This is a genomic window from Flavobacterium sp. YO64 (genome assembly GCF_004119505.1).
Taxonomy (GTDB): domain Bacteria; phylum Bacteroidota; class Bacteroidia; order Flavobacteriales; family Flavobacteriaceae; genus Flavobacterium; species Flavobacterium oncorhynchi.
Genome location: NZ_NRQV01000006.1, coordinates 193,687 through 213,283, shown reverse-complemented (window position 1 = coordinate 213,283; position 19,597 = coordinate 193,687). Strand labels below are relative to the sequence as shown.

Annotated in this window: 16 protein-coding genes; 12 read left to right on the top strand and 4 right to left on the bottom strand. The window is 32.2% G+C overall.

The features are described 5' to 3' along the window. The first annotated feature begins 509 nt into the window (after positions 1-509). The 4 genes from BOW57_RS06605 (at position 510) to BOW57_RS06590 (ending at position 2,053) form a co-directional block, all read left to right on the top strand. Positions 510-893 carry a hypothetical protein gene (locus tag BOW57_RS06605; RefSeq protein ID WP_241687400.1) on the top strand — a complete coding sequence of 128 codons (384 nt, stop codon included), beginning with the start codon at positions 510-512 and terminating at the stop codon, positions 891-893. A gap of 91 nt (positions 894-984) precedes the next feature. Then, a complete protein-coding gene (locus tag BOW57_RS06600; protein WP_089053517.1) occupies positions 985-1,311 on the top strand; it encodes a YtxH domain-containing protein in 327 nt (108 codons plus the stop codon). A 133-nt stretch (positions 1,312-1,444) separates the two neighbouring features. Continuing rightward, a complete protein-coding gene (locus BOW57_RS06595; protein ID WP_089053516.1) occupies positions 1,445-1,795 on the top strand; it encodes a competence protein in 351 nt (116 codons plus the stop codon). A 3-nt stretch (positions 1,796-1,798) separates the two neighbouring features. Beyond that, entirely contained in the window at positions 1,799-2,053 is a 255-nt protein-coding gene (locus BOW57_RS06590) for a DUF6327 family protein (protein WP_089053515.1), read from the top strand. A 22-nt stretch (positions 2,054-2,075) separates the two neighbouring features. Here the strand turns inward: BOW57_RS06590 and BOW57_RS06585 are convergent, their stop codons facing one another. After that, complete coding sequence (locus BOW57_RS06585; protein WP_089053514.1) at positions 2,076-3,056, bottom strand: SPFH domain-containing protein; 981 nt, start codon at positions 3,054-3,056, stop codon at positions 2,076-2,078. A gap of 132 nt (positions 3,057-3,188) precedes the next feature. Next, complete coding sequence (gltX, locus tag BOW57_RS06580; RefSeq protein ID WP_129053459.1) at positions 3,189-4,694, bottom strand: glutamate--tRNA ligase; 1,506 nt, start codon at positions 4,692-4,694, stop codon at positions 3,189-3,191. 163 nt (positions 4,695-4,857) lie between these two features. Between gltX and BOW57_RS06575 the strand changes: the two genes are divergently transcribed. The 7 genes from BOW57_RS06575 (at position 4,858) to BOW57_RS06545 (ending at position 16,047) form a co-directional block, all read left to right on the top strand. After that, on the top strand, positions 4,858-8,247 hold the full coding sequence (locus BOW57_RS06575) for a DUF4175 family protein (RefSeq protein ID WP_129053458.1): 3,390 nt from the start codon (positions 4,858-4,860) through the stop codon (positions 8,245-8,247). Continuing rightward, on the top strand, positions 8,244-8,663 hold the full coding sequence (ybeY, locus tag BOW57_RS06570; RefSeq protein WP_129053457.1) for an rRNA maturation RNase YbeY: 420 nt from the start codon (positions 8,244-8,246) through the stop codon (positions 8,661-8,663). Before BOW57_RS06575 ends, ybeY begins: the two co-directional genes overlap by 4 nt. Positions 8,664-9,005: 342 nt before the next feature. After that, positions 9,006-10,877, top strand: a complete 1,872-nt coding sequence (mnmG, locus tag BOW57_RS06565; protein WP_129053456.1) for a tRNA uridine-5-carboxymethylaminomethyl(34) synthesis enzyme MnmG — start codon at positions 9,006-9,008, stop codon at positions 10,875-10,877. 296 nt (positions 10,878-11,173) lie between these two features. Beyond that, the gene (locus BOW57_RS06560) at positions 11,174-12,034 is read left to right on the top strand and encodes a bifunctional 2-polyprenyl-6-hydroxyphenol methylase/3-demethylubiquinol 3-O-methyltransferase UbiG (RefSeq protein ID WP_089059889.1); all 861 of its coding nucleotides are present in this window, start codon (positions 11,174-11,176) and stop codon (positions 12,032-12,034) included. A gap of 234 nt (positions 12,035-12,268) precedes the next feature. Then, entirely contained in the window at positions 12,269-12,844 is a 576-nt protein-coding gene (locus BOW57_RS06555; protein WP_089053508.1) for an OmpH family outer membrane protein, read from the top strand. A gap of 103 nt (positions 12,845-12,947) precedes the next feature. Then, a complete protein-coding gene (locus BOW57_RS06550; protein ID WP_129053455.1) occupies positions 12,948-15,227 on the top strand; it encodes a helix-turn-helix domain-containing protein in 2,280 nt (759 codons plus the stop codon). A 58-nt stretch (positions 15,228-15,285) separates the two neighbouring features. Continuing rightward, positions 15,286-16,047, top strand: coding sequence for a hypothetical protein (locus tag BOW57_RS06545; RefSeq protein ID WP_129053454.1), 762 nt, complete (start codon positions 15,286-15,288; stop codon positions 16,045-16,047). 42 nt (positions 16,048-16,089) lie between these two features. Here BOW57_RS06545 and BOW57_RS06540 read toward each other — a convergent pair whose 3' ends face one another. After that, positions 16,090-17,052 (bottom strand): SPOR domain-containing protein, encoded by a 963-nt coding sequence (locus BOW57_RS06540; RefSeq protein ID WP_129053453.1) that lies wholly within the window; start codon positions 17,050-17,052, stop codon positions 16,090-16,092. Between the two features lie 238 nt (positions 17,053-17,290). Here BOW57_RS06540 and dprA point away from each other — a divergent pair, with 238 nt between their 5' ends. Next, positions 17,291-18,391: a DNA-processing protein DprA gene (dprA, locus tag BOW57_RS06535; protein WP_129053452.1), complete on the top strand. Its 1,101-nt coding sequence runs from the start codon at positions 17,291-17,293 to the stop codon at positions 18,389-18,391. A 45-nt stretch (positions 18,392-18,436) separates the two neighbouring features. Here the strand turns inward: dprA and trpS are convergent, their stop codons facing one another. Beyond that, entirely contained in the window at positions 18,437-19,411 is a 975-nt protein-coding gene (gene trpS, locus BOW57_RS06530; protein ID WP_129053451.1) for a tryptophan--tRNA ligase, read from the bottom strand. Positions 19,412-19,597: the final 186 nt, after the last annotated feature.

Genomic DNA, 19,597 nt, shown 5'->3' with positions numbered 1-19,597 from the left:
CTTTTGTTTTTTTGTTGTTTTACGATCTTTATTTTAGTTTTTAGCCTAATTTTTCTTAGTTTAACGGGTTGTTAACACACAATTGTTTATAAAGTTGCTATTTTTATCAAAAGCTCAAGTATGAAATTTTAGAATTTCAAAAATTGGCGTTTTAAGAATCGAATTGGAGTTTTTCTAAAATTTAAAAATTTTCGTTTTTAGTTTTAGAGTTAATTCTAAAACCTGAATTTTAAAAATTGATTTTATGGTCAGTTTATAGTTGTAATTTGTTTTTGATAATACGTTTACGATGTAAGTATTTTTTGAAGGCATTTATAATTTGTAAATTTCATGAAGTTAGTTTTACACGTATCGAAATTTTGATTTTCATTTTGAACTAAGAATTTTTAATCCTTAAATTTTAAATGTTATGAAAAATTTTATTTTTTACATTATCGGCAGTTTTATTTGCAAACATTGCAATTTCGCAAACACATCAAATTACAAAACACAATGGAGAACAACTTGATGTGAATTTTATTAAAAACGAAAATGGTTTAATTTATTATTCCTTGAACGGAAGTTCTGAAGAAGTTAAAATTAGTAAGTATGCTGTTTCTCAATTAACCAATAAACAAACCAATCAAACACAAAAAATATCTGATAAAATAATCGTAGATTCAAAAGATGATTACAAAATGGTAACAGTTCTGCCTCAAGAAAAGACAATAGGACTGAAAGAAGTGGCTTCATTCACTGGTGTTTCGACAAGGACAAAAGGTGAACCGCCAATTGCTAATAAGAATCAAACTGCTATGAGAATTAAAAGTAAGTCGGCTTCAAATGGATATCCGTTTGTAAGTATTGTTGAGAAAGGAAATGGTAAATATGAAGCAGTAGCTTACGCGTATTAATTTTAGTGTTAAATTTTAGTAAATATCATTTGTTCAATAATTTATATTTTAAAAAAAGAGTACCTTTATTAATCACTTAAATTTTATTATTATGTCAAAGAACTTAAATACAGTAGCAGCTATCTTAGCTGGTGCAGCTGCTGGTGCAGCAATCGGAATATTATTTGCTCCAGATAAAGGATCAAAAACACGTGCAAAATTAAAAGAAGGTTTAGATGATGCTAGACATAATTTAAAAGATTCTATTTCAGCTAGTTCTGAGGTATTGCGCGAAAAGTTTGCTCATGCAAAAGGTAATCTTGACGGAACTTATGATGAGTTACTTTCGAATATGAGTTATAAAACAGAGGAAGTAATTACTTTTCTAGAATCTAAACTTGCTGATTTAAAAGCGCATAACGCGAAACTTCAGAAATAATATTTAAGGAGCACAAAGTTCACTTGGATTTTTATAATTGTATTTTGGTTTATTTTACTTAATTTTAAGTAGTAGCTAAATACAGTTTTTTCAAAGTGTATTTTGTGCTTCTTTTTTAATTAAAACTACAATTATGGCTTTTGAAGAATTAAAGGAAAATACAGAAAAAATTCAGGATCAGGCTAAAGTTTATATTGATAGTCATTTAGCATATTATAAACTCTGGGGTTTTAAAGTTGCAATGAAATCAACTACTTTAATTTTTAAGTTTACATTGATTTTATTGTGTTTTAGTATGGTTTTACTTTTTGGATCTTTTGCTGCAGCTTATGCTTTTGGTGCTTTATTCGGAAGTATTGCTTTAGGATTCTTAGCAGTAGGAGGCATCTATTTGGTATTTACAGTTTTACTTTTCTTTGTAAAAGATAAATTTGTAGAGGGACCAATATTAGAGAAATTTTCAGAAATCTTTTTTAATGAATAAGTTATGGAAACAAAAAAGTACTCTTCATACGCTGAAATCGACAGAGATTTAGAAATTTTAAAATTAGAAAAAGATATTAATTATCAAAAGTTAGTTTTAAATGTTCAAAAAACAAAAGAAAGTATAACACCGCAAAATATTGTAAATGGTTTTATTTCATCATACACAGATTATTTTTCAAATTCTTATACCAAGATACTTCAATCTGTTTTACCGTACATAATAGGTTGGTTTATAAATAGAAAAAGAGGCAATTAAGCCTCTTTTTTCTTTTAGTTAGTTATTTAACCTCAGGTTGAATATCATCTTCGTAACCAGATTGTGGTTGAATTGGTTTTGGTTTCTCTATCTTTTTATTAGTTTTTTTCATCATTTCGCCAACTTGATTTGATGCTGTGAATGAAGCAACCATATTGTTCAACATATCACTTCCTGCTTGTGGTGAATTTGGTAATAATATTAAATTAGAATTAGTATCAGCACCAATAGATTGCAGTGTATCATAATGTTGTGTAACAACAATTAAAGCAGAAGCTTCTTGAGAATTAATACCAACATTATTTAAAACTTCAACACTTTCTACCAAACCTCTTGCAATTTCACGACGTTGATCTGCAATACCTTGACCTTGTAAACGTTTACTTTCAGCTTCAGCTTTTGCTTTTGCAACAATTCTAATTCTTGAACTTTCAGCTTCAAATTCAGCAGCAGTTTTTTCTCTGTCAGCAGCGTTGATTCTGTTCATTGCATTTTTTACCTGAATATCTGGATCAATATCAGTAACCAATGTATTGATAATATCGTATCCGTAAGTAGTCATAGCTTCGTTTAATTCTCTTTTTACTGCAATTGCGATATCGTCTTTTCTTTCAAAAACATCATCTAATTTTAGTTTTGGAACTTCAGCACGAACAACGTCAAATACATAAGCAGTAATCTGATCGTGAGGATATTCTAGTTTATAAAAAGCATCATATACTTTATCTTGAATTACCTTAAACTGAACCGAAACTTTCATTTTAATAAAAACGTTGTCTTTCGTTTTAGTTTCAATAATAACATCTAACTGTTGAATTTTAAGATTTACACGTCCGGCCAATCTATCAACAACTGGAATTTTTAATTGCAATCCCGAATTTCTCACGCTGTGAAATTTTCCAAATCTCTCAATAACAACTGAACTTTGTTGTTTTACAGTAAAGAAAGACGACATGAAAATGAAGAATGCCAATACTAATAAGATAATAAATGCTGTACTCATGGTTTTTAATTTATGTTTATGATTTTGGGAATTTACGAAAATTCTTCTAAAATATGGTTTTTAAGCATTAAAAAAACGCTAAGAACATTTGTTAGATGTTTCTTAGCGTTTCTATTTTGAATTGAAATTTTATTATAAAGTTTCGATTGCTTTATGAATTCTTGAAATAGTTTCCTCTTTTCCAATGATTTCAACAATGTCAAATAGGTGAGGACCTTTAAGAGCTCCAACTAAACTCAAACGGAAAGGCTGCATAACTTTACCCATTCCAATTTCGTTTTTAGTTAACCAATCTTTTACAATAGTTTCAATATTTGCAGAACTAAAATCTTCAATATTTTCTAAAACCGAAATCAATTCCTGCATTAAAGCTGGAGTTTCTTCCTTCCAGTTTTTACTTGCTTTTTCATCATATGATGTTGGAGCTTGGAAAAAGAAATCAGTTAAATCCCAAAATTCTGAAACAAAATTTGCTCTTTCTTTGATAAGTGATACAATGCGAGTTGTCACTTCGAGCGGAGTTGAGAAACCTTTTTCTTCTAAAATAGGAGAGAAGCTTTTTGCTAAATCAGCATCATTTTGTTTGATTAAGTATTGATGATTGAACCATTTATTTTTCTCTGGATCAAATTTTGCTCCTGCTTTGTGAACTCTATTCAAATCAAAAGCTTCAACTAATTCTTCTAAAGAATATAATTCTTTATCTGTTCCGTCATTCCAACCTAACAATGCTAGGAAGTTTACAACAGCTTCTGGGAAGAATCCTTTCTCTCTATATCCAGATGAAATACCTTCTTCAGTTTTCCATTCTAATGGAAACACTGGAAATCCTAATTTGTCACCATCTCTTTTAGATAATTTTCCGTTTCCAACAGGTTTTAAAATCAGTGGTAAATGTGCAAATTCTGGAGCATCCCAACCAAAAGCTCTGTACAATAAAACGTGAAGCGGCATCGATGGAAGCCATTCTTCTCCACGAATTACATGAGAAGTTTCCATCAAATGATCATCAACAATATTAGCTAAATGATAGGTTGGCATTCCGTCACTTTTGAAAAGAACTTTATCATCAAGTAAACTAGTTTCAAATTTCACATCGCCACGAATAATATCTTTTAAATGTAAAGTTTCGTCAACTGGAGTTTTAAAACGAATTACAAAATGTTCGCCATTTGAAATTCTTTTAGCAGTTTCATCAGCTGAAATTACTAATGATGTATCTAATTTTTCACGGTTTGTATGATTGTAAATAAATGTTTTTCCTTCAGCTTCCTGCTCTTTTCTTAAAGCATCAAGAGATTCTGGAGTATCAAAAGCATAATATGCCCAACCTGAATTGATCAATTCATCTGCATATTTTTGGTATAATTCTTTACGATCACTTTGTCTGTACGGGCCAAATTTTTCATTTTTCCCAACGGTTTCTTCAGGAGAAATTCCTAACCATTCAAGCGCTTCCATAATGTAAGCTTCCGCACCTGGAACAAAACGAGTTTGATCTGTATCTTCAATTCTCAGATAAAAAACACCGTTATGTTTTTTTGCAAATAAATAATTAAATAGGGCAGTACGAACTCCGCCAATATGTAATGGTCCAGTTGGACTTGGTGCAAAACGCACACGAACTTGCTTTGACATTTGTTTAAATTTTGTTGCAAAGATACAATATTAGTCAAAAGCCAAAAGTCGAAAGTCTGAAAGGTTTTTAGCTGTGTGCTAAACTTTTGACTTTCGACTTTTGACTTTCAGACTTATCGTTATAATTAGTACTTTTATAGGTTATAAATAAAATAGATTCACATTGAAAACATCATCTGCAATATATCAGAAGTTAGAAGGATTTATAAAGAAATATTATATGAATGAATTGATAAAAGGAGCACTTCTTTTTATTGGTTTCGGCTTATTGTATTTTCTTTTTACCCTTTTTGTTGAGTATTTTCTTTGGTTAAAACCTGCTGGAAGAACTCTTTTGTTTTGGTTATTTATTGCAGTAGAAGCTTTTTTGCTGTTTCGATTTATTTTATTTCCAATTTTTAAACTTTTCAAACTTCAAAAAGGGATCGATTATAATCAGGCTTCGGCAATTATTGGAAATCATTTTACTGAAGTGAGTGATAAGCTGACAAACTTTTTACAGCTTTCATCCAATGAAAATTCAGCAGAAAGTTCAGAATTAATGCTGGCTTCGATTGAGCAAAAAGCAAATTCATTGCAGCCGATTCCGTTTGGAAATGCGATCAATTTTAAATCAAATAAAAAGTATTTACCACTAGCTTTAATTCCGGTTTTACTGTTTGCAGTCTTTTTTGTTTCTGGAAACAGCAATATAATTTCGCAGAGTTTTAATAGAGTAGTACATTTTAATGCTTCGTTTTTGCCGCCGGCTCCTTTTAAATTTGTGGTTTTAAACAGCAATCTTCAAACAGAACAAAACAAAGATTTTATTGTAAAAGTTGAAACAGAAGGAAACGTTGTTCCAGAAAATGTGATGATCCATATTGGGAATGAAAGCTATTTTATGGAATCATCTCAAACAGGAAAGTTTGAATTTAAGATTGAAAAGCCAACAACGGATGTTCAGTTTTCTTTTGAAGGAAATTCAGTTTCATCAGATGAATATGAATTAAAAGTTATTACAGTTCCATCAATTGCGAACTTCGAAATGGTTTTGAATTTTCCATCTTATTTAAAAAAGAAATCAGAAATAATTCAAGGAACAGGAAATGCAATTGTACCTGAAGGAACCGTTGTAACTTGGAAAATGAAAACCCAATCTACTCAAGAAGTGGTTTGGAAAGATGAAAATTCAAATTTTAAGTTTAATAAAGCCGAAAATGAGTTTAAATTGGCTAAAAATATTAGTCAAAATACAGAATATCAAATTCTTACTTCAAATAATAAGATTAAAAACTATGAAAAATTAGATTATCAGCTGTCAGTTATTAAAGATCAGTTTCCAACCATTACAGTTTCGCCTGCTCCTGATAGTTTAAAGCTTGATAAAAGTTATGTTTTAGGAAGATTAGGTGATGATTATGGATTGTCAAAGCTTCAGGTTGTTTATTATGAACATGGAAAACCTAACACTGCCAAACGTGGAACTATTCCTGTAAAGCAAGGAGTGTTTGATCAGTTTGTTTTTAATTTTCCAAGTAATCTTGCTGTGCAGGAGGGAGTATCTTACGAATACTATTTTGAGATTTTTGACAATGATGCACTGCACGGATTTAAGAGTACTAAGTCATCTACATTTTCAGATCGTGTTTCTACAACTGATGAAATTCATGATGCAGAATTACAGCAGCAAAATGCAAATATTAACAGTTTATCTAAGTCATTAAAGAATCAGCAAAAGCAGTTTTCTGAAATGGATAAACTGAAAAATACAGGTAAAGAAAAGGATAATTTGGAGTTTAAAGATCAGCAAAAGATCAATGATTTTATCAAACGTCAGAAACAGCAAGATGAATTGATGAAGCAATTTGCTGAAAAGATGAATAAAAATCTAGATAAATTTCAATCTGAAAAGAAAGATAAAACTGCCGATGATTTGCAAAAACGTTTAGACAATGCAGAGAAAGATCTAGAGAAAAATCAAAAATTGATGGATGAGTTGAAGAACCTAAATGATAAATTAAACAGCGAAGAGTTGTTTGATAAGATGGAAAAGTTCAAACAAATCAGCAAGAATCAATCTCGTAATTTAGAACAATTAGTTGAATTAACAAAGCGTTTTTATGTAGAAAAGAAAGCAGAGCAGGTTGCTGAAAAGTTGAATAAGTTGGCCGATAAGCAAGAACAGCTTTCAAATAGCAAAGAAAATAACAAAGAGAAACAGGATGAAATTAATAAGTCTTTTGATAAAATTCAAGAAGATTTAAAAGATTTGAAACAAGAAAATAACTCTTTAAAATCTCCTTTAGATATTCCTAAAGATGCATCAAAAGAAAAAGAAGTAGAGAACGATTTGAATAAAGCTTCTGAAGAATTGGGTAAGAAGAATACAGAATCAGCTAAACCTAAACAGAAGAATGCTTCTAAGAAAATGAAGTCTATGGCAGAGCAAATGCAATCTACTATGGAAGCAGGAGAGCAAGAACAATTGCAAGAAGATGTTGCAATGCTTCGTCAGATTCTTGATAATCTTCTAGCATTTTCATTGTCGCAAGAGGATGTTATGAAACAGTTTAAATCTATGAAATTGGGTTCTTCGGCCTATACAAAGAACATAAAAATACAGCAAAATTTAAAGCAGCAGTTCAGACATATTGATGATAGTTTGTTTGCATTATCGCTTAGAAACCCAAAAGTTGCTGAAGATGTTACTAAGGAAATTGGTAATGTACAGTATAATATGGATAAAGCAATTGAAACTTTAACCGATGTTCAGATTCCAAAAGGTGTTTCACATCAGCAATATTCAGTTTCTTCTGCAAATAAATTAGCTGATTTTTTGAGTGATTTATTGAACAATATGCAAATGTCTATGTCCAAACCAGGAGCAGGAAAGCCTAAACCTGGAGATGGTCAAGGTATGCAGCTGCCTGATATTATTCAAAAGCAAAAAGGTCTTGCTGATAAAATGAAGGATGGAATGAAGCAGGGTAATAAACCAGGTACGAGTCAGCAAGGTGATAATGGAGATGGGAAGGAAGGACAAGGAAAGCAAAATCAAAGCAAAGAAGGACAAGGAAAGACTGGACAAGGTAAAACAGGCGATGGTAAAAGTGGTCAAGGAAATAACAAAGGAGAGAAAGAAAGTAATGATAATGATGGTGAAGGTGATGCTGAAAAGATAATGGAAATATACAAAGAGCAAGTTAAACTTCGTGAAGCATTGCAAAAAGAATTAGCAAAACAAGGTTTAGATATGCAAGGTAAATCAGTTATTGATCAGATGAAAGCATCGGAAAAACAGATTTTAAATAAAGGTTTCAAGAATGAAAATCTGCAGCGTATTTTAAATATTCAACAAGAATTACTAAAATTAAACAATGCTATTCAAGAGCAAGGGCAAGACACCAAGCGTCAATCTGAAACAAATAAAGCTGAGTTTTCTAATCGTTCGAATGCTTTACCAAGTTCGTTGACGGATTATTTAAACAGTGTAGAGATATTAAACAGACAATCACTACCTTTGCGCTCGAATTTTAATCAAAAGGTTCAAGAATATTTTAATACAAAATGATCAATTTTAATTACGAAACAGAATTTATTTTAGACAACGAGCAAGCCTTCTCTGATTGGTTAAGTGCTGTAATAGTTTCTGAAAATAAAAACGAGGGAGAAATAAATTATATTTTTTGTGATGATGAATATCTTCATAAAATCAATGTAGAGTATTTAGATCACGACACACTAACTGATATTATTAGTTTTGATTATACAGTTGGCAACGAATTAAACGGAGATATATTTGTTTCTGTTGAAAGAGTAGAAGATAACGCGAAAGATTTTAATGTTTCTTTTGAGGAAGAATTGAAGCGTGTACTTGCTCACGGTATATTACATTACTGTGGATATAAAGACAAAAGCGATACAGAAGCTGTACTTATGCGTTCTAAAGAAGATGAAAAGATTGCTATGTTTCACGTGGAACAGTAGATTTTTTTTCTAGTTTCAAATAGTCAATATGTGTAAAAATTGTTCCATGTGAAACAGTTTTTAAGTGGTTTTTTATAAAGTGTTTCACGTGGAACAGATAAGTTGATTTTAAAATATTGATATTGTTTCTAAAATGTTTCACGTGAAACATTTTAGAATTTGATTTAAGTTTTTGTGAATGTAATAGAGGATGTTTCACGTGGAACGTTCGAGTTTATTTTGTGAACTCAAACTTGAAGCTTGAAATAACTGAAGCAAAAAAACTCCGTTCCACGTGGAACAAAGAAATAAAGTTAATTCTGAGAATCGCCTTAAACGGTTTGCAGAGAATAATAAAACAAAATGTTTTTAGAAGAATACGATGTTATTGTAGTTGGTGCTGGTCATGCAGGATCTGAAGCCGCGGCAGCGGCCGCAAATTTGGGATCCAAAACTTTATTGGTTACAATGAGTTTGCAGAACATAGCTCAGATGTCATGCAACCCTGCGATGGGAGGAATTGCAAAAGGACAAATCGTTCGTGAGATCGATGCACTTGGAGGTTACTCTGGAATTGTTTCAGATCGAACTGCAATTCAGTTTAAGATGTTGAATAAATCAAAAGGACCTGCAATGTGGTCGCCAAGAGTTCAAAGTGATCGAATGCGTTTTGCAGAAGAATGGAGAATGATGTTGGAGGGAACTCCAAATTTAGATTTTTACCAAGAGATGGTAAAAGGGTTGGTAATTGAGAACGGAAAGATAAAAGGAATTAAAACTTCGCTTGGAGTTGAAATTCGTTCAAAATCGGTAGTGTTGACAAACGGAACTTTTTTGAACGGATTAATTCATATTGGAGAAAAACAATTCGGTGGAGGAAGAGCAGGCGAAAGTGCTGCAACTGGAATTACTGAAGATTTAGTGAAAGCTGGATTCGAAGCGGGAAGAATGAAAACAGGAACACCGCCACGAGTTGATGGTCGTTCTTTGGATTATTCTAAAATGAATGAAGAAAAAGGAGATGCAAAGCCGGATAAGTTTTCTTATTCGGATTTAACCGTTCCGTTGACACATCAGAGATCTTGTCATATGACATACACTTCGCTTGAAGTTCATGATATTTTGAGAGAAGGTTTTGATCGTTCGCCAATGTTCAACGGAAGAATTAAAAGTTTGGGTCCAAGATATTGTCCGTCGATTGAAGATAAAATTAATCGTTTTGCGGATAAAGAACGTCATCAACTTTTTGTTGAGCCAGAAGGATGGAATACTTGTGAAGTTTATGTAAACGGATTTTCGACTTCGCTTCCAGAAGATATTCAATTTAAAGCATTGAGTTCTGTTGCTGGTTTTGAGAAAGTGAAATTCTTTCGTCCAGGTTATGCGATTGAGTATGATTATTTCCCGCCGACACAATTGAAACATACTTTGGAAACGAAGTTGGTTGAAGGGTTATATTTTGCTGGACAAATTAATGGAACGACAGGATATGAAGAAGCAGCATCGCAAGGTTTGATGGCTGGAATAAATGCGCATTTAAAAGTGCATGAAAAAGCGCCATTAATTTTAAAACGTGATGAAGCTTATATTGGAGTTTTGATTGACGACTTGATTACGAAAGGAACAGAAGAACCATATCGTATGTTTACATCAAGAGCGGAGTATAGAACTTTACTGCGTCAAGATAATGCCGATTTTAGATTAACACCAATGTCGCATGAAATTGGTCTTGCTTCTGAAGCTCGTTTGCGAAGAATGGAAAAGAAATTAAACGAGTCTGAAAAGATGGTTTCTTTTTTTAGAGAAACAAGTGTTTCTGTTGCGGAGACAAATCCAATTTTAGAAGCGAAGGAAACTGCACCAATTACACAAGGTGATAAAATGTTTAAAGTTTTTTCTCGTCCGCAGATTGATTTAGAAGATATGCTGAAATTCGAAAAAGTGAAAACGTATGTTGAAGAGAATAATTTAGACAGAGAAATATTAGAGCAAGCCGAAATTCAAGTTAAGTATTCTGGTTATATCGAAAAGGAAAGAAATAACGCTGATAAGTTAACTCGTTTAGAAGAAGTAAAAATTCCAGAGAATTTCGATTATAATAAAATTAAGTCAATGTCGATTGAAGCAAAACAAAAATTGGGTAAAATTCGACCAGTTACAATTTCTCAAGCTTCAAGAATCAGCGGAGTGTCACCAAGTGATATTTCTGTGCTTTTAATTTATATGGGACGATAAAAGAAAGTTTCAAGTTTCAGGTTTCAAAATAGTATTGGAATCTGAAATTTTGTTTTATTGGTTTTTTCTGAATGAATTTAGAACTTGAAGCAAGGTAAACTTGAAAAAAATAATTTTGTTCCACGTGAAACGATTTTTATAAAAATATCGTTTTATAAAAAATAGAGAATAAATTATAGAATTGTAGAGATGGACAGTTGTCCATCTTTTGCAATTTTGAAATCATATCAAATCAAGATTAGTCAAATTTCGATTTGTCTAAATTATACGCACCTACTAAAACTATTAATTTAAAAATGGACGTTTTAAACAAAAAACATTTTCTTACTGTAAAAGACCATTCTGTTTCAAAAGAAATTTTCGATTTATATTATGATGAAAATCTAGATATGCTGATTACTTCACCGCAGCCAGATTTAGAAAATTTAGGAAGATATTACGAGAGCGAAGATTATATTTCGCATACAGACAATAAACGTTCATTATTTGAAAAAGCTTATCATTTTGTGAAAAATATTGCTTTAAAGAATAAACTGAATTTAATCAATGCTGAACAAATTCATAAAGGAAGAATTTTGGATATTGGTGCTGGAACAGGAGATTTTTTATTGACTGCAAAAAATGATGGTTGGGAAACCGTTGGAGTAGAGCCGAGCGAAAGAGCAAAGAATATTGCAATTCAAAAAGGAATTTCGTTTGTGCATGAAATTAGTGATCTCGAAAGCCATTCTTTTGATATTGTAACAATGTGGCATGTTTTAGAACATGTGCCAAATTTAGAACTTCAAATTCAAGAATTGAAACGATTATTAAAACCAACTGGAACATTAATTGTTGCGGTTCCAAACTTTAAATCGTTTGATGCCGAATATTACAAATCTTTTTGGGCAGCTTATGATGTGCCAATTCATTTTTGGCATTTTTCAAAAAAATCGATTCAATCCCTTTTTGAAAAAGTAGATATGAAATTAGAAAAAGTTCTTCCAATGAAATTTGATTCATTTTATGTGAGTCTTTTATCAGAAAAATATAAAACTGGGAAAATGAATTTTATTAGTGCATTTTTTATCGGATTGCGATCAAATTTAAAAGCGTCAAGTACAAAAGAGTATTCGTCGCATATTTATGTGCTAAAAAACAACCAAAACGCAAAATAAACGCATTTAAGACGTTTTTCGAGTATATCCGAGGGTTTGTATTGTCTTTTTTGAGATATTCCCTCTAGTAAAAGCTATGAAAGCCACTTTTAATAGTGATATTTTATAGTAGCTTTTAACTCGATAAATAAAACCAATATCATAAAATTTTAGCATTTTTTAAACTTTATGTGGATGCTATTTATTTTTTTATATTTTTGTCTTTAATACTTTAAAAAAAATAGAAATTTAGAAATGAAAAAAGCATTAGTAATTATCGCACTTTCAATTTTTGTTGTTTCATGTGATAAAGCAGCCGAAGTTAAGGAAGTAAAAACAGCTTACGTAGATACTTCAGTTTTAATGAAAGAGTACACTGAAGCAAAAGACCTTGAAGCTAAATACAAAGCTCAAGCCGAAGAAAAGGGAAGACAACTTCAAGCTGAAATTACTCGTTTTAAACAAGACGCTGCTAATTTTCAAAGTCAGGCACAAGCTAATGGTCAGCAATGGGCACAACAAAGAGGTGCTGAATTGCAAAAAAGAGAGCAGCAATTAGGTTATGCTCAACAAGCATTATCGCAGCAACTGCAGCAAGAAAGCGGTGTAGAAATGGATTCTCTAGTAAGCGGAGTTAAAAAATTTATTAAGGATTACGGTAAGAAAAATGGATATTCTTATATCTATGGTACTGGTGATGCAGCATCAATATTGTATGCTGAAGACAAGTACGACATTACAAAAGAAGTTGTTAAAGCTTTGAATGATAAATACAAAGCATCTCCTAAAGCAGAAGATAAACCAGCTGTAAAAGAAGAGGCTAAAAAATAAACTGCCAAACTAACTAACTAAATTGAAAAACCTAAATCAGCTGCTGATTTAGGTTTTTTTCTTTTGTAAAAATGCGATATTTTTGACCTTTAATACCCGCCTAATGCAAAACGTTTCAGAAGCTGCAGCTTACACCTTGCAATTTATAAATCAGACGCAAAAATCGATCTTTTTAACCGGTAAAGCTGGTACGGGAAAAACGACTTTACTGCGCGAAATTATTGCGACTACTCATAAAAATACTGTTGTTGTGGCTCCTACGGGAATTGCTGCGCTTAACGCCGGTGGTGTAACAATTCATTCCATGTTTCAGCTGCCGTTTTCGGCTTTTTTGCCCACTTATCAAGAAAGTTCTCAGTTTACAGAAACCGTAAAGTTTGAAAATAAAGAATCTCTGCGCAGACATTTTAAGATGAATAACGTTAAGCGAAACGTGATTCGGAATATGGAATTGTTGATAATTGATGAAGTCAGTATGTTACGTGCTGATTTACTGGATGCTATCGATTTTATGATGCAGACAGTTCGTAAAAATACGAAGGCTTTTGGTGGGGTTCAAGTACTTTTTATTGGTGATTTATTGCAATTACCGCCTGTAATACGGGATGAAGAATGGCGTACACTTCGCAATTATTACAAAGGAAAATTCTTTTTTCATTCTCATGTTATTACACAGAATCCGCCAATATATATTGAATTATCTAAAATTTATCGTCAGAGTGATGATGTTTTTATTTCGGTCTTAAATAATCTGCGCAATAATCAAATTACAAAAGAAGATGTAGAAGTTCTAAATCAATACGTTAAGCCTGATTTTGATTTAAAAAACAATCCTGGTTTTATAACACTTACAACGCATAATGCAAAGGTAGATACTATTAACGAACAGGCAATCAATGATTTATCAGAAAATGAGTTCACGTATCAGCCTTTTGTTGTTGGAGATTTCCCAGAAAAAATATTTCCTGTCGAAGAAAGCTTAAAACTTAAAGTGGGAGCACAGGTCATGTTTGTTAAAAACGATTTGTCTTTCGAAAAACGTTATTTTAATGGAAAAATGGGCGTAATCAAGTCCCTTTCGCCCGAAGAAATTTTTGTTCATTTCCCAGAAGAAAACAAAACGATTGAAGTTGAAAAGTACGAATGGAAAAATATTCGATACAAAGTAAATGAACTCACAAAAGAAATTGAAGAAGAAGTTTTAGGCACATTTGCACATTATCCTTTAAAATTGGCTTGGGCAATTACCGTGCATAAAAGTCAGGGATTAACTTTTGAGAAAGCTGCGCTCGATGTATCGCAAGTTTTTCTGCCTGGGCAGGCATATGTAGCATTATCGCGATTAACGTCCTTAAATGGGCTTATTTTGCTTTCTCCGATACAAATGAATGGTCTTTCCAACGATCAGGATGTAATGGATTATGCTTTGAACAAAGCAACTGAAGATGTTTTGAAGAACTCTCTTCATTTTGAAACTAAAAATTTTATTCATAACTATTTGATTAATAGTTTCAATTGGGCAGATTTAGCGCAGGAATGGCGCAATCATCGTTTTAGTTATAATGAAAATGCCGTTAGTTCCGAAAAATCTAAACATTCTGCTTGGGCACATAAGCGTTTAGAAATAATAGATTCTCTTGTAAATCCGTCAGAAAAATTTGTGCAGCAGCTTAATAAAATATTCAGTAAAGAAACTGTTGATTTATTGTTTGTGCAGGAAAGAGTTACAGCGGCTTATGATTACTTTTTTAAGCCGATGGACAAATTAGTTACGGATCTTTTGAGTAAAATGGCTGAAATTCAGAAATTTAAAAAAGTAAAAGAATTTTATGAAGAATTAGCACTGCTGGATGATTTACAAACAAAAGCAGTTCTGCGTTTGATGAAAGCAAAATTACTGATCGAAGTAGTCGTTTCCCGTGAAACAATTTGCAAAGAGAAATTAACTTCGCCGGCGATAAAAAATTATAAAACAGATAAAGTTTCTAAAATCAAAGAAGACTTTAAAATGGCGAATACAGACATGTTTCAGGCCGAAGAGCCAGTAACGCGTTATATTTCTAAAAAAGTGGATAAAACGGCCGAAAAAGGCCCAAAAAAGACCACTGTAGAAGAAACTCACGAACTATGGCTGGAAAAAAACTCTGTTGAAGATATTGCGAGGCTTAGAAAATTGACAGTTCAAACGGTCGAAATGCATTTGGTAAAATTGATACAGGCTAAGAAAGTTGATATTTCTGATGTTCTTCCTTACGACAAAATTCTTGCGCTGCGTGAAGCTTTTCAGTTTTATCAAGAAGAATCGCTTAATGGTTTGAAAGAAAAACACGGTGATGAATTTAGCTGGGATGAACTTAAAATGTTTAAAGCCAGCATAAATTAACTATTTTTATAATTGATTGTAACTACCATGATTTATAATTAATTAAAAAAAATAGAACATGAAAACAGTAAATGTATTTGTTGTATTAATGTTTTTTTGCATTGGTTTTGTTCATTCGCAAGACATTAAACCAGAATCGCAGGTTTTTATAAATAGATTTATTACCAATATCAAAAGCGACAATAAAGAGGCTCTTGCTGCATTTGTATCCTATCCGCTTAAGCGTGAATATCCTATACCAGATATTGAAAACAAAGAAGAATTTTTAAAACGTTATTCAGAAGTATTTGATACTGTTTTAAAAAATGAAATTATTAAATCTGATCCTAAAAAAAATTGGTCTGATATGGGCTGGCGAGGTTTAATGCTAAATCAAGGAAGTATTTGGCTGGATATCGATGGAAATTTGACGGCTGTAAATTATCAATCAAAGTTTGAAATAGATTTAAAGAAGAAATTAATTGCTGCACAAAAAAAAGAGCTTGATTCTAGTATTGCATTTTTTCAAACACCGATCTGCATTTTAGAAACAGTTAAGTTTAGAATTCGAATTGATGATTTAGGCAAAAATAATTATCGTTATGTGTCATGGTCAATTAACAAAAAAATGACAGAGAAGCCTGATTTAATACTATACGGCGGAAATTTGGTTTTAGAAGGAAGCGGTGGAAACCATCAGTATGAGTTCAAAAAAGATAAGTTTGTTTATGAATGTGCCATAATTGTTTTAGGCGAAAAAGATTCTCCGCCGGCAAGATTAACTATTTATCAGGGAGAGAAAGTGATTCTTTCTCAAAACGCAAAAATTGTTCCACGTTAAACAAAAAAAATCCTATTCTTTACGAATAGGATTTTAAGATTTTTATAGATTTTCAACGAGAATCCAGGCATCAGGATTTTCGCCTTTTTGTATTTCTTTTTGAGCTTTTTGAGCTTCATTCATGGTAGCGTAACTTCCGTATAAAACTGGAAATAAGCCGTGTTTATTTTCTCCAAGCATTCTAGCTTGATAACCATCTTTTATCAATTGATTGTAAGCTTTTCTTGCATTTTGTTCACTTCTAAAAGCGCCGGCCATAATATGGTATGGCATTACTTTTTCTGCTGGAGCTTCTACTTTTGCTGAATCAACTGAAAGGGTTACAGCAGGTAAAGGATTTTCAATAAAAAAAGTAGCTTCTTGTATTTTGCTTTGAACTTTTTTCTGAACAACACCTTCTACAACAAGAGTTTGTGCTGCAATTTGATTTTGGTAAAGCGGGTATCCAATGCTTCCAGTAATTCCTAATCCTAGTACAAAAATAGCAGCATATCTTAAGAAAGTTCTTGATGATCTTCCTTCTTCATTTTCATATAGCGAAACGCTTTCTTTTTCAAGCTGTTCCAGTTTTTGCTCAAAATTCTCTTTCTTAATCAAAGGCGAAACAAACGGACTTAATCCAAACGATGTTGTTAAAAAGTTAGTTTGATCGTTTGGTGTAAAAATGATATTGCTTTCAGAATTAAGACGGATTTCACCAATGTTTTTTAAACTTATAACTCCGTTTTCTTCCAGTGTTTTTTTCCAACTCTGAACTTCAGCAGCAATCGCATTTACTGCAAAGCCGTACGTTGTACTTTCTGCATGTGAAATATGATTAGCCAATAGTCCATCATTATTTTTAAGATGGCTGTTGAAAGAGACCATTTTCTTTGGTGGAAAAAATGAATTTGTGCTTTCATTAAGCTGTGCCGATTGAATTTCGGTTAAAAATGCTCCAAACCCTGGAACCGTTACACACTGATAACGATACAATAACTGTGCGATGTAAGTTTCGATTTTCATAGAAACAAAGTTAGGTAATGAATATAGTTATCAAAATTTTATTCACAATTTTTATTAACAATTCGGCTTTTTTTATAGACAATTCGTTTTCAATAATTTAAGAAATTTGGTTGTCTTTTTATTGAAGCCGTCGAAAGTTAAATTTAAATATTTATTAAGAAATTACTTTATTTTATTCATATTTGTACGATTAAATTGCTTTAATTTTTATTTCTATTTTACATAATGTTATAAAGAGATGTCAGACCAAGAATTGTTTTATTTACTAGCCTTAATGAAGGTGGATGGTGTAGGGGATATAATGGCTAAAAAACTGCTTTCTAATTTTGGAAATGCTGAAGCTATTTTTAGAGCTAAATCAAATCAAATTGCTGTTATCGATGGTGTTGGAAGCGTTTTAATGAAAAATTTGAAAGACAAAACAATATTTGAAAAAGCCAATAAGGAACTTCAATTTATAAACGCGGATGGTTTGAAAGTTTCTTTTTTTCAAGACGATGATTATCCGGAAAGACTTAAACATTGTATCGATTCTCCGGTTTTGATTTTTTCTTCGGGTAATATAAATTTAGAAAGGAGAAAGATTATCAGCATAGTTGGCACACGTCAGATTACATCATATGGAACTGAATTTTGCCGAAAGCTGATTGAAGATCTCATGCCTTTAGATCCTGTAATTGTTAGCGGGTTTGCGTATGGTGTAGATATTGTGGCGCATCAATTGGCGATTGAAAACAATTTGCAGACAATTGGAGTTTTGGCTCACGGTTTAAACCAAATTTATCCTAAAACGCACAAAAAGTATATGGCAAAAATGGAGGAAAATGGTGGTTTTATCACTGAATTTTGGAGTTCATCAAATCCTGATAAAGAAAATTTTGTTCGGCGAAATCGCATTGTTGCTGGAATGAGTGAAGCTACAATTGTGATAGAATCTGCAGATAAGGGAGGATCGCTTATTACGGCTAATTTAGCCAACGATTATAATCGAGATGTATTTGCTGTGCCAGGACGTGTAACTGATAAATACAGTCAAGGCTGTAATAACCTCATAAAAACGCAAAAAGCAAATGTTTTAACCTCTGCTGCCGATTTAGTTTATATTTTGAACTGGGACGTCGAAAACAAGCCAAAAACAGTACAAAAACAATTGTTTGTAGATTTAGATGAGTGCGAACAGAAGATTTATGACTTTTTGCTTAAAAATGGTAAGGAATTACTGGATATAATTGCGATAGAATGTGATTTGCCATTGTTCAAATTATCGGGAACGCTTTTAAATATGGAGTTGAAAGGTGTCGTGAGACCTTTGCCGGGGAAATTGTTTGAGGCGGTTTAAAATAAAAAGCCTAACAGGTTTTTTAAATCTGTTAGGCTTGATAAATTATTTTTGAAACCCAAGAACATCTCTTACTTTGGCTAAAACGCCATCAGCAACAACAGAAGCTTTTGCTGCGCCTTTTTTCAATAGCGCATCAACTTCATCAAGATTGTTTATGTAGTAATTGTATTTTTCTCTTTCTGTTTTAAATTTTTCTGTAATCAATTCAAACAAAGCTTGTTTGGCATGACCATAACCGTAATTTCCGCCTAAATAATTGGCTCTCATTTCGGCAATTTGTTTTTCTGTTCCTAATAACGAATAGATAGCAAAGGCATTACAAGTATCTGGATTTTTAGGATCTTCAAGCGGTGTGCTGTCCGTTTCAATACTCATAACCTGTTTGCGTAAAACTTTATCATCAAGAAAAATATTGATAATATTATTGGCAGATTTACTCATTTTTCCACCATTCGTTCCAGGAATTAACATACTGTTTTCTTGAATTTTAACTTCAGGAATTACAAATGTTTCACCCATTTGATGATTGAAACGAGAAGCGACGTCACGAGTGATTTCTAAATGCTGCATCTGATCTTTTCCAACTGGAACAAATTCTGCATCATAAAGTAAAATATCAGCGGCCATTAACATTGGATATGTAAAAAGTCCAGCGTTTACATCATCTAAACGATCTGCTTTGTCTTTAAAAGAATGTGCTAAAGTCAAACGTTGAAAAGGAAAAAAACAGCTTAAATACCAGGTCAATTCAGTTGTTTGCGTCACATCAGATTGTCTGTAAAAGGTAACTTTATCAGGATTTAAACCACAGGCAAGCCAAGCAGCTGCAGTACTATATGTGTTTTCTCTTAAAGTTTTACCATCTTTAATTTGTGTAATTGAATGTAAATCAGCTATAAACAAATAAGATTCGTTTGCTGGATTATTCGATAACTCAACTGCAGGGATAATCGCTCCCAATAGATTGCCTAAGTGCGGCGTTCCAGTACTCTGAACACCAGTAAGTATTTTTGCCATTCTTGTTTTTTCTTATTCTTTCAACCACAAAGATTGCAAGTTTATTTTTTTTAACCGCAAAGTTCGCAAAGTTTTTCGCAATGTCCACAAAGTTTATTGAAGATATGGGCTATTTTAAAGTTTTATTTTTTAGAAAAGTCTAATATTCTAAAAATCTCACGATCTAAAATCTAAATTCATTTCTGT